Here is a 14,376-nt window from a genome sequence, read left to right on the forward strand (position 1 = left end):
TCGGTCTCCCCGCCGGCGGCTCCTGCGCGGCGACGGCCGGCCGGGTCTCGATACAGTGGGCTCCCGTGCTGTACGGCAGAGCCACGGAAACCACCGCGATCGGCGACCTGCTGTCCTCGGCCGCGTCCGGTGGCGGCGGCGCCCTGGTGCTGCGCGGCGAGGCGGGCATCGGCAAGTCGGCCCTGCTCGACCTGGCCGCCTCCACCGCCGGCCGGGGGATGCGGGTGCTGCGGGCGAGCGGTGTCGAGCCCGAGGCCGACCTGGCGTTCGCGGCGCTGCACCAGTTGCTGCGCCCGGTGACGGGCCTGCTCGACACGCTGCCCGCGCCACAGCGCGACGCCGTCGCGGGCGCGCTCGGGCTGGCCGCGCCCACGTCCGACCGTTTCCTCGTGTCGGCCGGCGTGCTGTCGCTGCTGACCGAGGCCGCGGTGCCCGGCGGGCTGGCGTGCCTGGTGGACGACGTTCAGTGGTTCGACCGGGCGTCGGCGGACGCGCTGCTCTTCGCGGCCCGGCGGCTGCGCTTCGAAGGCATCGCGATGCTGCTGGCCGTACGGGGTGACGCGCCGCCGCAGGGGCTGCCCGAGCTGCGCGTGGGCGGGCTCGACGCGGCCGGCGCAGGCGACCTGCTCGCCTCCCGGGCGGCGGTGGCGCCGGCGGTACGGGCGCGGCTCGCGGCCCTGTCCGGCGGCAATCCGCTCGTCCTGTGCGAGACGACGGCCCGGCTGACGCCCGACCAGCTCGCGGGCCGCTCCCCGCTGCCCGACCCCCTGCCGGGAGGCGAGCAGCTCTTCGGCGACCAGGTGTCGTCCCTCACCGAGCCGGCCCGGCTGGTCCTGCTCGTCGCCTCACTGGACGCCGACCTCGCCACCGTCCTGCGCGCCGCCACCGCCCTCACCGGTGGTGCCGCGGCGGCGACCTCGGCCGCCCCCGCCGGCGCGACCGGGTTCGGCGAGGGGGTTACCGGTGGGGTGGCGGAGGCGCTGCGCGAGGCGGAGTCGGCCGGGCTGGTGGACGTGGCGGGGACGACGGTCCGGTTCCGGCACCCGCTGGTCCGGTCGGCCGTGCACGCGGCCGCCGGCGGGGTGCGGTTGCGGCAGGCGCACGCCGCCCTGGCCACGCTGGCCGAGGGCGACCGGCGGGCCTGGCACCTCGCCGCCGCCAGCCTCGGCCCGGACGAGGAGGTGGCCGCCGCGCTCACCGCCTCCGCCGTACGGGCGCGGGCCCGCGGCGGGTACGGCGACGCCGCCACCGCACTGGCGCGGGCCGCCGAACTCACGCCCGGCCCCGCCCCGCGTGCCGAACGGCTGAAGGACGCGGCCACGGCCGCCTGGCTCGCCGGCCGCCCCGGCCTGGCCCAGACCCACCTGGCGGAGGCCCGCGACCTGGCCGAACGCCTGGAGGCGGCCCGAGACCTCGCCGAGGAGGCCGCGCCCGGCGGGGGGCTGCTCATGGAGATCGCCCAGTTGCGGGGCCGGTTCGAGCTGAACTCAGGAGACGCCGCCGAGGCCGTGCGCCTCCTGAGCCGGGGCGACACGCTGGAGATGCTGGCCGACGCCTCCGAGGCGGCGAGCTACGTGGGCGACGTGCCCGCCATCGTCGAGCTGGGCCGCCGGGCGCTGGCCCACCCCAGGGGGTTCCTGCGCGACACGATCGCGGGGATCGGCGCCGTGCTCGGCGGCGACCCCTGCGGGCCGGGGCTGCTGCGGGCCGCGCTCGCCCGCACCGGGGAGCTGACCGACGCGGCGGAGTTCTTGTGGGCGTCGGCCGCGGCCAGCTATCTGGGCGAGCAGGACCTGGCGGCCGCACTGGTCGGCAGGGCGGGCGGCGTGGCGCGGATGTCGGGCATGGTGGGCCAGCTTCCGGTCGTGCTGGAGTTCGTCTCGACGGCCGAGCGCTTCCGCGGCAGGCTCGCGGAGAGCGCCGCCATCGCCGAGGAGGGGCTGGCGCTGGCGCGCGAGGCCGGTTACACCAACTCGGTGAGCGCCCACCTGGGCAACCTGGCCGTGGTGGCGGCGCTGCGCGGTGAGGAGGAGACGTGCCGCCGCCACGCGGAGGAGGCGCTGGCCATCGCGATCCCGCACCGGGTGGGGCTGCGGGCGGGGGTGGCGGCGTACGCGCTGGCCTTGCTGGACCTTGGCCTGGGCCGGTTCGCGGCGGCGCACGACCGGTTCACGTCCATCACCGCGGCGGGTCCGGGCGCCGGGCATCCGACCGTGGTGTGGCGTTCGACGCCCGACCGGGTGGAGGCGGCCCTGGGGGCGGGCGAGCCGGAGGCGGCCCGCGAGGCCGTTGCGTGGCTGGAGCGGTGGTCGGCCCACGCGGGCACGGCCGAGTCGCGGGCGCTGCTCGCCCGCTGCCGTGCTCTGACGGCGGGTGGGGGCGAGGGCTCGCCGGGCGGCGACGCGCTGTTCGAGGAGGCTCTGCGCCTGCACGGGGAGCCGTTCGAGGGGGCGCGCACCGCCCTGCTGTACGGCGAGCGGCTGCGCCGCACCCAGCGGCCCGGCCAGGCACGGCCGCGGTTGCGGGCGGCGATGGAGGCGTTCCAGCGGCTCGGCGCCGAGCCGTGGGCGAGGCGGGCGCACGGCGAGCTGCGGGCGGCGGGCGAGACGGCGGCCCGGCCGGAGAGCGACGCGCCGGCCGCGCTGACCCCGCAGGAGCTGCGCATCGCCCGGCTGGTCGCGGGCGGCGCGTCCAGCAAGGAGGTGGCCGCCCAGCTCTTCCTCAGCCCGCGTACCGTCGAGTACCACCTGTACAAGATCTATCCGAAGCTCGGCATCACCTCCCGTACCGAACTCGCCCGCCTGCTGTGAAGCCCAGTAGGACTACGGAAGGCGTACCGGCGCCCGCGCCCCACAGTGGAGTCATGCAACCGAACCTGATCGACATCGACGGCGTCCAGCTCTTCACCGAGGAGTTCGGCGACCCGGCCCACCCGCCGATCCTGCTGGTGATGGGCTCCATGACGCAGGGCATCCTGTGGCCGGACGAGTTCGTCGGGCGGCTGGCCGCCGGTGGCCGCAGGGTGATCCGTTACGACCACCGCGACACCGGCCGGTCGGCCGTCTTCGACTTCGAGAAGCAGCCGTACACGTGGGAGGACATCAAGGACGACGTCCTGCGGGTCCTCGACGCGTACGGCCTGGAGAGCGCGCACCTGGTGTGCCACTCGGCGGGCGGGCTGCTCGGCCAGCTCATCGCCGTGGAGCGGCCGGAGCGGGTGCGGACCCTCACCGTGATCGGCTCCTCGCCGCTCGGCGGCCACGAGGGCGCGGTGATCATGCGGGCGCTCATGGGCGAGCCGCAGCCCGAGGGCAGCCTGCCGCCGCCCACGCCGGAGTTCGTGGCCCACTTCCAGAAGATGATCACCAGCCCGCCGCCGGTCGGCCGACGGGAGCAGATCGACCGGATGATCGAGGACGGACGCGTGCTCCACGGCACCGCCCTGCCGTTCGACGAGGACGCCGAGCGGCGGCTGCAGGAGCGCGTGTACGAGCGGGCCCGCGACCTGTCGTCGGTGGCCAACCACCGGCTGGCCGCAGCCGCCCGGCCCGACTTCGAGCCGGAGGGGGTGCTGCACCGGGTGCAGGCTCCCACCCTGGTCGTGGAGGGCACGCACGAGCCGGCCAAGCCGGGCCACGGCGCGATCATCGCGGAGCGGATCCCCGGCGCCGAACTGCTCATGATCGAGGGGATGGGACACATGATCCCGCCTCAGGCGTACGAGGAGCTGGCCGCGGCCGTCCTCGCCCACACGGCCCGTTAGGCCGTGAACATCGACAGCGCGGCGAGCGCGTCCACGACCTGCCGGGCGTCGGGCGTGCTCGCCGGGTCGAGCAGCCACTGCAGCAGCAGCCCGTCGGAGACGGCGATCAACACGGAGACCAGCACCTCGGGCCGGACCGGCGGCTCGGCGCCCAGCTCGGCGCAGGCCCGCTCGATCATCTCGACACCGGCCCGGCGCGCCTGGGCGTACACCTCCGCCAGCCTGTCGCGCAGCACGCCCTCCCGCAGGGCGGCGGGGTAGCCCTCGACGCAGACGACGAGCTGGGGCCGCAGCTCCTCGAACACGTCGACCAGCGCGACCATCGCCCGCTCCAGCATCTCCCGCAGCGTGCCCGGGGCCGGGTTGAACACCGACTCCTCCACCCGCCGGGTCCACGCCTCGAAGCAGCCGGCGATGGCCTCGTTCAGCAGGGCGTCCTTGCCGCCGAAGTGGTAGCCGATGGATGCCAGGTTGGTGCCCGACGCCGCCACCAGGTCGCGCGCCGTCGTGCGGGCGTAGCCCTTCTCCTGCAGGCACGCCACCGCCCCGGCGAGCAGCCTGTCGCGGTATCCGCCGGCTTGCGTTGTTCGTGACACAGGACCATGCTACAGATATATACGAGCGTATATGACGTACGTACATATCATTGGAGGCACGGCATGCTCCCTCCCGGACCCCGGCTGCCCGCGGTCGCGCAGACGGCCTGGCTCTCGCGCGACCCGATCGGCTTTCTCACCACCTGCCGGCGCAGGTACGGGCCGGTCTTCACGGTGCGCTTCCCCGGATTCCCGCCCGAGGTCTACGTGGCCACCGGCGAGCTGGCCGACCAGGTCTACCGGACCGACCAGGGCGGCGGTAAGGCCGGCGAGGCACGGAGCGACTTCCTGGAACCCCTGGTCGGCATTCATTCGGTGCTCACCCTGGACGGAGACCCGTGGTGGCAGCACCGCAAGCTGCTCAATCCGCCGCTCCGTGCCCGGCAGGTGGCCGGCTACCACGACGAGATCACCCGGATCGCCGCCGAGCGCATCGCCACCTGGCCGCTCGGGCAGCCGTTCACCCTGCGCGAGCGCATGCAGGAGATCACCCTCGACGTGATCCTGCACCTCGTCTTCGGCATCCGCGACGCCGAACGGCTCGACCGGTTGCGGGTGCTGCTGCAGCGCCTCATGGAACAGGGCTCCGCCCTGTCGGTCGCGATGGCGCCGCCACTGCTGCGCGACAGGATGGCGCGCGTGCCGTTCACGCCCTACGCGCGTTTCCTGCGCGTGCGGGCGGCCGTGGACGCGATCCTGTTCGACGAGATCGCCCGCCGCCGCGCCGAGCCCGGCGGCACCGACGTGCTCGCCCGGCTGCTGGAGACCGGGCTGGGCGACCAGGAGATCCGCGACGAGCTCATCACGATGCTGCTCGCCGGGCACGAGACGACCGCCACCGGCCTGTCATGGGCCTTCGAGCGGCTGCTGCGCACGCCTGAGGTGCTCGACCGGCTGCCCGACGACGAGCCCTACCTCGACGCCGTGGTCAAGGAGGTGCTGCGGCTGCGGCCCGTCGTGTACGAGGCGCCGAGGCTGCTCGACGCGCCGCTGCGCCTCGGCGGGTACGAGGTGCCCGCCGGATGGTACGCGGGGCCCAGCATCCCGCTCGTGCACCACGACCCGGCGGCGTTCCCCGAGCCGGAGGAGTTCAGGCCCGAGCGCTTCCTCGACGGCGGACCCCACAGGTCGTGGATGCCGTTCGGCGGCGGCCGGCGCTTCTGCGTCGGCGCGCAGCTCGCCCTCCTGGAGATGCGAGTGATCATCCGCGAGGTGTTGCGCCGCCTGGAGCTCTCCGCGACCGATCAGGCCGCGGAGGCCAGGCGGCTCACCGGCGTGACGCTGTCGCCCGCGAAGCGGGCCCGCGTCATCGCGCGGGCTCGGACTCTTGCTCGGACGACTTAGCGGGGTGCAAGTCGTCGCGTCGCGAGTCCGCCCCCAGCTCCTCGCGGAGCCGGTCATAGTCAATGGTGTGGCTGGTGTACTTCAGCTGGCGAGCGACCTTCGTCTGCTTCGCCTTGGCTCTTCCTCGGCCCATGGCTACTCCCTCAGTCCCCGCTGTCATCCTAGCCAACAACGTTACGACTTGAAGAATTATGCAACTGCACTGGATTAGTCTGTCACTATGCACGTGGAGGTCTACCAGGCCAAGGCCGACTTCTTCCGCACTCTCGGCCACCCCGCTCGCATCCGAGTGCTGGAGCTCCTGCAGGAGGGCCCGCTTCCCGTCCGGGATCTGCTGGCCCAGATCGACATCGAGGCGTCCAGTCTCTCCCAGCAGTTGGCGGTCCTGCGCAGAGCCGGGATCGTGACCGCCATCCGCGAGGGCAGCACCGTCGTCTACACGCTGGCCACCCCCGAGCTCACCCAACTGCTCGGCACCGCCCGGCGCATCCTCACCGACATGCTCGCCGATCAGGGCGAACTGCTGGCGGAGCTCCGGGCGGAGGTCACCTAGCAAAGGGTTCGGTTAGGCTCAAGCCCATGGTCTCCGAGCTGTTCGATCCCAAGGCGTGGCAGCAAGTCGAAGGGTTCGACTTCACCGACATCACCTACCACCGGGCGGTCGACCAGGGCACGGTCCGCATCGCGTTCGACCGTCCCGAGGTGCGCAACGCCTTCCGGCCGCAGACGGTCGACGAGCTCTACCGGGCGCTCGACCACGCCCGCCAGACCACCGACGTGGGGTGCGTGCTGCTCACCGGCAACGGCCCGTCGCCCAAGGACGGCGGCTGGGCGTTCTGCTCCGGCGGCGACCAGCGCATCCGGGGCAAGGACGGCTACCAGTACGCCGACGGCTCACCTTCCACCGGCCGGCTGCACATCCTGGAGGTGCAGCGGCTGATCAGGTTCATGCCGAAGGTGGTCGTCTGCGTGGTGCCCGGCTGGGCGGCGGGAGGCGGGCACAGCCTGCACGTGGTGGCCGATCTCACGCTCGCCAGCGAGGAGCACGCCCGCTTCAAGCAGACCGACGCCGACGTGGCCAGCTTCGACGGCGGATTCGGGTCGGCCTACCTCGCCCGGCAGGTCGGCCAGAAGTTCGCGCGCGAGATCTTCTTCCTCGGTGACACCTACACGGCCGCCGACGCCCACCGGATGGGCATGGTCAACGCGGTCGTGCCGCACGCCGAGCTGGAGGCGACCGCCCTCGACTGGGCCCGCAGGATCAACGGCAAGTCGCCGACGGCGCAGCGGATGCTGAAGTTCGCGTTCAACATGGTCGACGACGGGCTGGTGGGGCAGCAGGTGTTCGCCGGGGAGGCGACGCGGCTGGCGTACATGACCGACGAGGCCGCCGAAGGCCGCGACTCGTTCCTGGAGAAGCGGGCCCCCGACTGGTCACCGTTCCCCTGGCACTACTGACCCACCGGAGCCGCCACCGGCACGACGGCGTCGGAGATGCGCAGCGCGGCCACCAGCGACCGGTAGAGGTCGTCGGTCGCCAGCAGCTCCGCGTGTCCGCCCTGGGCACGTACCCGACCACCCTCCAGGACCACGATGCTGTCGGCGTCCATCACCGTGGACAGCCGGTGGGCGATGGTGACGACGGCGCCCGTGGCGGCGCGCCCGCGCACGCACTCCTGCACCGCCGCCTCGGTGAGCCCGTCGAGCTGCGCGGTGGCCTCGTCCAGCAGCAGCACGTCGGGGGTGCGCAGCAGCGCGCGGGCCAGCGCGATGCGCTGGCGCTCGCCGCCGGAGACCAGCGTGGACGACAGCGGCGTGTCCAGCCCCTGGTCAAGCCGGTCGAACGTGCCGTCCAGCCGCACCTCGCGCAACACCCCGGCCAGTTCCTCCTCGCTCGCGTCCGGGTGGGAGAACAGCAGGTTGTCGCGGATCGTGCCGGGCACGATGGGCGTGTCCTGCTCCACGTAGGCGAGCCGGGCCCGGATCTCGTCGCGGGACAGGGCACGGTACGGCCGGCCGTCCAGCAGGACCTCGCCCTCCTGGGGCTCCAGGAAGGCGAGGATGAGGGAGAGCAGGGTGGTCTTGCCGGCCCCCGAGGGACCCACGATCGCCAGGTGGCCGGTCCGGGGGACGATCAGGTCCACGCCGCGCACCGCCGCCTCCGCGCCCGGCCCGTAGGCGGCCGTGACGCCGCGCAACTCCAGCAGTGCCGGACCGTCGACGGCGACCTCGCGCCCCGGCGCTGACGCGCCGGCTGCGGCGACCTCGCGCTCCAGCGCCGGGATCGCGACGCTGACCGGGGCCGGGCGGCCGGCCGCCCCCACCGCCTCGGTGCGTGACTCGATCCGCATGGACTCCACCTCACTGATGCGGTCGGCGGCGGCGATGCCGGACTGGAGCGCGGTGAGGTTCTGGCTCAGCTCGGTGATGGGATCCATGAGGCCGAACGCGTACAGCAGGAACGCGATGAGGCTCGACACCTCCAGGTGACCCGAGGCGACCCGCCACGCTCCGATGCCGAGGATCAGGATGATCGCCAGCTGGATACCCGACCAGGCGATCGTCCACGCCGTCGCCTGGGCCCGGACGGCACGCACGCCGTGCTCGGCGGAGGCGCGCGCCTCGGCCAGGATCCGGTCGGCCACGCGGTCCTCGGCGCGGCTCACCTTGACGGTCCTGATGGCCCGCAGGGCGCCTTCGAGCACGCCGCCCAGCCTGCCGACATGCTCCTGTGCCCGTTCCTGCGCCTGGGCGAGGCCCGGCATGAGCTTCGCGAACAGCAGGGCGACCACCACCACCGCCGCCACGGTCGTGCCGAGCAGCACCATGTCGAGCACGCTCATCAGCACGAGGGTGCCGACCAGCATGACGGTGGCGTTGATCAGTCCGATCACGCTGGAGGTGGCCGCCTCGCGCAGCAGCACGGTGTCGGAGGTCACCCGGGTGACCAGTTCCCCGGGCGACCGGTGGGTGACGGCGGGCACGGTGGCGCGCAGGAAGCGCCGGACCACCGACTCGCGTGCCTCCAGCACGACGCGCTCGCCGAGGGCGCCCAGCATGATCCACTGCCGGCACGCGATCACTGAACCGGCCACGAGCAGCACGAGCAGCGCCGCCACCGGCCCCGCCAGGGACGTTCCGGAGCCGAGCGCGTCGAGCACCCACTTGGTGATCATCGGTGTGGCCAGGCCCAGCGCCGAACCGGCGAGCCCCAGAAGCAGCCCGAGGGTGAGCGTGCGGGAGTGCGGCCTGGCGAACGACCAGAGCACTTGGGCACGAGGGAACTTTTTTGGAACCGACATACTCTTTATGGAACATGTATGTTCCATAATCTGTCAAACGTGTTTCGTTGCGGTTGACGCAGTACCGTGTACGTCGTGGACGCAGCCATCGAGACGGGGACCCGAGCGCGCACCCGGCGCGCCATCCTCGACGCCGCCCTTTCCGTCCTGGCCGACAACCCCACCGCCTCGCTCGCCGACATCGCGTCGGCGGCGGGGGTCGGGCGCACCACCATCCACCGCTACTTCCGCGAGCGTTCCGACCTGCTGACCGCGCTGGGCGCGCATCTGCTGGAGCAGGTCACCATGGCCACCGAGCGCGCCCGCCTCCACGAGGGCACCGCCGTCGAGGCGCTCGACCGGCTCTGCCAGGAGCTCTTCGAGCTGGGCGACGGCTTCCGCTTCTCCTACGAGCACCCCCAGCTCGCCACCTGGGCCGACTGGGACGAGGAGTCCGAGGCCGACCGGGCGCTGGTCCGGCTCATCGAGCGCGGGCACGCGGATGGCACCATCGATCCTCGGCAGCCCGCGCAGTGGGTGACGGCGACGCTGTGGGCGATGCTCTACGCGGCCTGGACGCACAGCCGCGACAGCTGCGTGCCCCGGCACACCGCGCTCCAACTGTGCCTACGGTCCTTCCGGAAGTCGATCGCGCCGGGCGATCCCTGACGGCGCCGTGGTCGGAGTACCCGGCCCGGCAATGGGCGGCCGCCAGGCCGGGCCTTCGGGGGAGGTGGCCGACGGTCACCGCCGGCCGGTCCCGTCGCGCGCAGAGTGGCGCTGACCGCCGTCAGCCGACGACAAGGGCGATCTTGCCCCGGCCGTGGCCGGTCTCGATCTCCCGATGCGCGTCGGCCGCTTCCTCCAGCCGGTACGTCCTGCGGATGGGGAACTTCAGCCGCCCCTCGGCGTACCGCGCGGCGTAGCGGCCGAGGCGCTCGGCCGACCGCGTACCCCGCACCACCTGGACCCCCAGCTCGGCCGCCTTGCCGTGCTCGACCAGCGTGACGATGCGCCCCCGGTCCTTGACGAGCTCCAGCGAGACGTCCAGCGCCGCGCCGCCCGCGCCGTCGAGTGCCGCGTCCACGCCATCCGGGGCGAGGGCCCGCACCCGATCGGCCAGCCCGTCGCCGTACACCACGGGCACCGCCCCCAGCTCGCGCAGGTGCTCGTGGTTCTCCTCCCGGGCGGTGCCGATCACCACGGCCCCGCGGCTCCGCGCGATCTGCACCGCCGCCGTGCCCACCGCGCCCGCCGCGCCGTGGACGAGCAGCGTGTCACCTTCCCCCACGGCCAGCCCGTCGAGCGCCAGTTCGGCCGTCTGCACCGCGGCCGTCAGCGCGCCCGCCACCTCCCAGGGCACGCCCGCCGGCTTGGGCGTCACGTCCGTGGCGGGCACCACGACGTACTCGGCGTAGCTGTTGAGCAGCGAGAACCCGAGCACCTCCTGTCCCACCGGCACGCCCGTGACCTCCTCGCCTACCTGGTCCACCACTCCCGCGAACTCGTTGCCAGGGATGCGCGGCAGGTCGCCCGAGACCCCGGGCGGCGTCCATCCCGCCCGCACCGCAGCGTCGAACGGCTGCACCCCCGCCGCCCTGACCCGCACCCGCACCTCGCCCGGCCCGGCCACCGGCGCCGGGAGCTCCATCACCCGCAGCACCTCCGGCCCGCCGAAGGTCCGGAAGGCCGCCGCTCTCATCGTGTGTTCGCTCATGGGGACGAGCATTCAGCCTCAACCATGGTTGAGGTCAACGCCCTTGCGCCGATGTTTCACGTAAAACATGCTCGCCAGCACCTCTCACGACTCGGTCGCGAGCTCGGCGGTGGCGCTCCGCTGGACGGCGGTGGCGCGGGTGAGGAAGTCGAGGATCACCGCCAGTTCCTCGTCCGTGTAGCGCTCGTACAGCTCGGAGAGCCCGCGCACCAGCGGCTCGAACAGCTCGGCGAATCCGGCGAGCCGCTCGAAGTTGATCTCCACGATGACCCGGCGGCGGTCCTTCGGGTCGCGGACGCGGCGCACCAGCCACTTGCGCTCCAGCCGGTCGATCAGCCCGCTGACGGAGGCCGGCGCCAGCCCCGTGTGCTGCGAGATCTCCCCCGCCGTCAGCGGCCCGAGCCGCTGGAGCAGGTCGAGCGCCTTCTCCTCCGTCATGCCGAGGCCGATCCGCTCACCCATGGCCGTGTGGTACATGACGGCGGCGTTGCTGTTGTCCCGGCCCGCCTCGCTGAGCGCCTCCAGCAATTTCTTTCGTCCGTCCGAAATATCTCTGGACACCCACGCCCCCTGCCCCATATATTTCTTTCGAGCGAACGAAAGGTTATCACGATGAAGGCTCTGATCGTAGGGTGTGGTATCGGCGGCCCGGCAACCGCGATGGCACTGCGGAACGTGGGCATCGACACCGAGATCTTCGAGGCGTACCCGGAGTCCGCCGAGGGCGTGGGCGCGTTCCTCAACATCGCCTCCAACGGCCTCGACGCGCTGCGTGTGCTGGGGGCGCACCGCCAGGTCATGGCGGCCGGCGTCCCCACCCCGCACATGGTCATGTGGAGCGGCACCGGCAAGCGCCTCGGGCAGGTGGCCAACGGCCTGGCCCTGGACGACGGCACGGTCAGCCACACGATCCTGCGTTCCGACCTCTACCGCGTCGTCCGCGACGAGGCACTCGCCCAGGGCGTCGCCATCACGTACGGCAAGCGCCTGGTCGGCTTCGACGACACCGAAGGCCAGGTCGTGGCCCACTTCGAGGACGGCACCCAGGCGGCGGGCGACATCCTCGTCGCCGCCGACGGCGTCCACTCGCGCACCCGCGCGCTCCTCGACCCCGGCGCGCCGCGGCCGCGCTACAGCGGCCTGTACAGCCTGGGCGGCATCGTCCGCGACTCCGGCGTCACCGGCACCCCGGGCGTCTACAACATGATCTTCGGTAAGCGGGCCTTCTTCGGCTACACCGTGACCCGCGACGGCGACGCCTGGTGGTTCGCCAACCTGCCGCGGGAGCTCGGCGACGTGCCCGCCGACTGGAAGGCGGCGCTGCTGGAGGCGTTCGCCGACGACGCCGGCCCGGCCGTGGAGCTGATCCGGCGCGGCCCGGTCGGCGACGGGCTCCCGGTGCATGACCTGCCGCCGCTGCCGGCCTGGCACCGAGGGCGGGTCGTGCTCACGGGCGACGCCGCGCACGCCACCTCGCCCAGCGCCGGGCAGGGCGCCTCGCTCGCCATCGAGGACGCGATCGTGCTGGCCCGGTGCCTGCGCGACGCCACCGGCCACCGGGAGGCGTTCGAGCGGTTCGAGGCCGAGCGGCGCGGCCGGGTCGAGCGGGTCGTCGCCTACTCCAGGACGATCAGCAACGGCAAGGCCGCCGGGCCGGTGGCGCGGGTGTTCCGCGACCTGGCGCTGCCGTTCTTCCTCAAGAAGACCGCGAGCCAGGAGTCACTCGCCTGGATGTACCGCCACCATGTCGCACTCTGACAGGGCTCGGGCCACCGACTCCGCCCCGGCGGGCAGCAGCGGCAGCCGCACGTCCGGCGTCGGGATCAGGCCGCGCGCGTGCAGCACGCCCTTGACGACGGTGGGGTTCGGCTCGGCGAACAGTGTGGCCGACAGCCTCGCCAGCCGGTGCCCCAGTTCCCTGGCCCGTACGGCGTCGCCCGCCTGCCACGCGGCGACCAGTTCGGCGAACCGGTCGGTGGCCAGGTGCGCCGAGGCGAGGATGGCGCCCGAGGCTCCCAGCGCGAGCAGCGGCGAGACGACCACGTCGTCGCCGCCCAGCACGTCGAAGTCCGCCGGAGGCTCGCCGAGCAGGTCCACGGCGTCCTGGTCGATGCCGCCCGCCGCGTACTTCACGCCGGCGATGCGCGGATGCCGCCCCAGGTGCCGCAGCGTCGCGGCGCTCACCTGCTGCCCGGTGCGGTAGGGGATGTGGTAGATCACCAGCGGCACCGGGGACTCGGCGGCCAGCGCCTCGAAGTACGCCACCACGCCGCGTTCGCCCGGTCGCAGGAAATACGGCACGGTCACCAGGGCAGCCGCGACCCCGCCCGGCAGCTCGCGCAGCGACGCCAGGACCGAACGCGGCTCGTTGCCGGTGACGCCGACCGTCAGCGGCGCGTCCCGCTCCCGGCACGCCCGGGCGCACGCCTCGACCACCGCGGCCCGCTCGGCCGGGGACAGCGCGGCGACCTCGCCGGTGGTGCCAAGCGCGACCAGCCCCGCGGCCCCCTGGTCGAGCAGGTGCCCGGCGAGCTTCTCGACCGCGTCGAGGGCCACCTCGCCATCGGCGTCGAACGGGGTGACGAGCGGTACGTGGATTCCGTTCAGCATGCTTCGAGCCTGGAGCCGGCACGCCCGTAAGGTCCAGCGCCAATTTCTGCGGTTGAGCTTAAGCTGGACTGATGCTCGACCCCCGCAAGCTGCGCCTCCTACGCGAACTGGCCCGGCGCGGCACGATCGCCGCCGTCGCCGAAGCCGTCACCTTCACCCCGTCCGCGGTGTCCCAGCAGCTCAGCGCGCTCGAACGGGAGGCGGGCGTGCCCCTGCTCGAACGCACGGGACGCACCGTCACCCTGACCCCGGCCGGCCACCTGCTGGTGGAGCACGCCCAGACGGTCCTCGCCGAGCTGGACCGGGCCGCGGCGGCGCTCGCCGCGGTGCGCGGGGCGCCGTCGGGCCCGCTGCGGATGGGGGCGTTCCCCACGGCGGCGCGCGTGCTGGTGCCGGCCGCCCTGGCTGAGCTGGCGCGCGCCCATCCCGCGCTGGAGCCCATGGTCCGCGAGATCGACCCCGCCGACGTGTCCGGCGCGCTGCGGGCGGGCGAGCTGGACGTCGCCCTGGTCCACGAGTACGACTTCGTGCCGCCGGTGACCGACGCCTCGCTGGCCACCGAGCCGCTGTTCGCCGAGCCCATGTACCTCACCGGCCGCCGGACGCTCGGCGACGCCCGCCACGACCCGTGGATCATGAGCAAGCCGGACACCCTCTGCCACACCATGGCGGTGCGCGCCTGCCAGGCGGCGGGCTTCGAGCCGCGGGTGCGCCACCACGTCGACGACTTCGACACCGTGCTCGCGTTCGCCGCCGCAGGGCAGGGCGTGGCGCTCGTGCCGCGCCTGGCCGCCCTCGCGCCGCCGCCCGGGGTGACTCTCACCGAGCTGTCCCTCAGCCGCCGCACGCTGGCGGCCTTCCGCAGAGGGTACGGCGAGCACCCGGCGATCAGGGCGGCCGTCGCCGCCTTCCACACCGCGCTGACCGGCCTCCCGCTCACCCCGTCGCCGCTGAGCGGCGGCCCCCGCCGGCCCGGGGCCCCGCGCACCCCGGGGGGGCGGGCCGGGGGTCCGCCCCCCCCCCAGGGGCCGGGGGGGGCGGGGCGGGGGGGTGTTCCCCCGCGGG

Annotated in this window: 14 protein-coding genes; 8 read left to right on the top strand and 6 right to left on the bottom strand. The window is 73.6% G+C overall.

Annotated elements, in window-relative coordinates:
* Positions 1 to 65 precede the first annotated feature (65 nt).
* Both ACGF0J_RS30695 and ACGF0J_RS30700 read left to right on the top strand, forming a co-directional pair.
* The gene (locus tag ACGF0J_RS30695; protein ID WP_393151352.1) at positions 66 to 2,810 is read left to right on the top strand and encodes a LuxR C-terminal-related transcriptional regulator; all 2,745 of its coding nucleotides are present in this window, start codon (positions 66 to 68) and stop codon (positions 2,808 to 2,810) included.
* A 53-nt stretch (positions 2,811 to 2,863) separates the two neighbouring features.
* On the top strand, positions 2,864 to 3,763 hold the full coding sequence (locus ACGF0J_RS30700; RefSeq protein ID WP_393151354.1) for an alpha/beta fold hydrolase: 900 nt from the start codon (positions 2,864 to 2,866) through the stop codon (positions 3,761 to 3,763).
* Here the strand turns inward: ACGF0J_RS30700 and ACGF0J_RS30705 are convergent.
* The gene (locus ACGF0J_RS30705; RefSeq protein WP_393151356.1) at positions 3,760 to 4,359 is read right to left on the bottom strand and encodes a TetR/AcrR family transcriptional regulator; all 600 of its coding nucleotides are present in this window, start codon (positions 4,357 to 4,359) and stop codon (positions 3,760 to 3,762) included. The two genes, ACGF0J_RS30700 and ACGF0J_RS30705, sit on opposite strands and share 4 nt — an antisense overlap.
* 63 nt (positions 4,360 to 4,422) lie before the next feature.
* On the opposite strand from ACGF0J_RS30705, the gene ACGF0J_RS30710 reads away from it, so the two are divergent.
* Positions 4,423 to 5,703 (top strand): cytochrome P450, encoded by a 1,281-nt coding sequence (locus ACGF0J_RS30710; protein ID WP_393151358.1) that lies wholly within the window; start codon positions 4,423 to 4,425, stop codon positions 5,701 to 5,703.
* Here ACGF0J_RS30710 and ACGF0J_RS30715 read toward each other — a convergent pair.
* Positions 5,666 to 5,863, bottom strand: a complete 198-nt coding sequence (locus ACGF0J_RS30715; protein WP_393151360.1) for a DUF3073 domain-containing protein — start codon at positions 5,861 to 5,863, stop codon at positions 5,666 to 5,668. The two genes, ACGF0J_RS30710 and ACGF0J_RS30715, sit on opposite strands and share 38 nt — an antisense overlap.
* Positions 5,864 to 5,923: 60 nt before the next feature.
* Here ACGF0J_RS30715 and ACGF0J_RS30720 point away from each other — a divergent pair, with 60 nt between their 5' ends.
* Entirely contained in the window at positions 5,924 to 6,256 is a 333-nt protein-coding gene (locus tag ACGF0J_RS30720) for an ArsR/SmtB family transcription factor (protein WP_393151362.1), read from the top strand.
* 26 nt (positions 6,257 to 6,282) lie between these two features.
* A complete protein-coding gene (locus ACGF0J_RS30725; protein WP_393151364.1) occupies positions 6,283 to 7,161 on the top strand; it encodes a 1,4-dihydroxy-2-naphthoyl-CoA synthase in 879 nt (292 codons plus the stop codon).
* Here ACGF0J_RS30725 and ACGF0J_RS30730 read toward each other — a convergent pair.
* Positions 7,155 to 8,972 (bottom strand): ABC transporter ATP-binding protein, encoded by a 1,818-nt coding sequence (locus ACGF0J_RS30730; RefSeq protein ID WP_393151366.1) that lies wholly within the window; start codon positions 8,970 to 8,972, stop codon positions 7,155 to 7,157. The two genes, ACGF0J_RS30725 and ACGF0J_RS30730, sit on opposite strands and share 7 nt — an antisense overlap.
* Positions 8,973 to 9,080: 108 nt before the next feature.
* Here ACGF0J_RS30730 and ACGF0J_RS30735 point away from each other — a divergent pair, with 108 nt between their 5' ends.
* Positions 9,081 to 9,653, top strand: a complete 573-nt coding sequence (locus ACGF0J_RS30735) for a TetR/AcrR family transcriptional regulator (protein ID WP_393151368.1) — start codon at positions 9,081 to 9,083, stop codon at positions 9,651 to 9,653.
* A gap of 121 nt (positions 9,654 to 9,774) precedes the next feature.
* Here the strand turns inward: ACGF0J_RS30735 and ACGF0J_RS30740 are convergent, their stop codons facing one another.
* Both ACGF0J_RS30740 and ACGF0J_RS30745 read right to left on the bottom strand, forming a co-directional pair.
* Positions 9,775 to 10,686 (bottom strand): NADP-dependent oxidoreductase, encoded by a 912-nt coding sequence (locus tag ACGF0J_RS30740; protein WP_393151468.1) that lies wholly within the window; start codon positions 10,684 to 10,686, stop codon positions 9,775 to 9,777.
* Between the two features lie 99 nt (positions 10,687 to 10,785).
* Positions 10,786 to 11,229 carry a MarR family winged helix-turn-helix transcriptional regulator gene (locus ACGF0J_RS30745; protein ID WP_393151370.1) on the bottom strand — a complete coding sequence of 148 codons (444 nt, stop codon included), beginning with the start codon at positions 11,227 to 11,229 and terminating at the stop codon, positions 10,786 to 10,788.
* Positions 11,230 to 11,313: 84 nt separating this feature from the next.
* On the opposite strand from ACGF0J_RS30745, the gene ACGF0J_RS30750 reads away from it, so the two are divergent.
* Positions 11,314 to 12,459 carry an FAD-dependent monooxygenase gene (locus ACGF0J_RS30750; protein ID WP_393151372.1) on the top strand — a complete coding sequence of 382 codons (1,146 nt, stop codon included), beginning with the start codon at positions 11,314 to 11,316 and terminating at the stop codon, positions 12,457 to 12,459.
* On the opposite strand, the gene dapA is transcribed toward ACGF0J_RS30750, so the two are convergent.
* Positions 12,421 to 13,311, bottom strand: coding sequence for a 4-hydroxy-tetrahydrodipicolinate synthase (gene dapA, locus ACGF0J_RS30755; RefSeq protein ID WP_393151374.1), 891 nt, complete (start codon positions 13,309 to 13,311; stop codon positions 12,421 to 12,423). The two genes, ACGF0J_RS30750 and dapA, sit on opposite strands and share 39 nt — an antisense overlap.
* A gap of 71 nt (positions 13,312 to 13,382) precedes the next feature.
* Between dapA and ACGF0J_RS30760 the strand changes: the two genes are divergently transcribed.
* On the top strand, positions 13,383 to 14,376 hold a 994-nt coding region (locus ACGF0J_RS30760), incomplete at its 3' end, for a LysR family transcriptional regulator (RefSeq protein WP_393151376.1).

This window comes from Nonomuraea sp. NPDC047897 (assembly GCF_043204415.1).
Classification (GTDB): Bacteria; Actinomycetota; Actinomycetes; order Streptosporangiales; family Streptosporangiaceae; genus Nonomuraea.

Coding starts and splice junctions, on each gene's coding strand:
- ACGF0J_RS30700 (WP_393151354.1), top strand. CDS start 2,864: ATGCAACCGAACCTGATCGACATCGACGGCGTCCAGCTCTTCACCGAG.
- ACGF0J_RS30710 (WP_393151358.1), top strand. CDS start 4,423: ATGCTCCCTCCCGGACCCCGGCTGCCCGCGGTCGCGCAGACGGCCTGG.
- ACGF0J_RS30715 (WP_393151360.1), bottom strand. CDS start 5,863: ATGACAGCGGGGACTGAGGGAGTAGCCATGGGCCGAGGAAGAGCCAAG.
- ACGF0J_RS30720 (WP_393151362.1), top strand. CDS start 5,924: ATGCACGTGGAGGTCTACCAGGCCAAGGCCGACTTCTTCCGCACTCTC.
- ACGF0J_RS30725 (WP_393151364.1), top strand. CDS start 6,283: ATGGTCTCCGAGCTGTTCGATCCCAAGGCGTGGCAGCAAGTCGAAGGG.
- ACGF0J_RS30740 (WP_393151468.1), bottom strand. CDS start 10,686: ATGAGAGCGGCGGCCTTCCGGACCTTCGGCGGGCCGGAGGTGCTGCGG.
- ACGF0J_RS30750 (WP_393151372.1), top strand. CDS start 11,314: ATGAAGGCTCTGATCGTAGGGTGTGGTATCGGCGGCCCGGCAACCGCG.
- dapA (WP_393151374.1), bottom strand. CDS start 13,311: ATGCTGAACGGAATCCACGTACCGCTCGTCACCCCGTTCGACGCCGAT.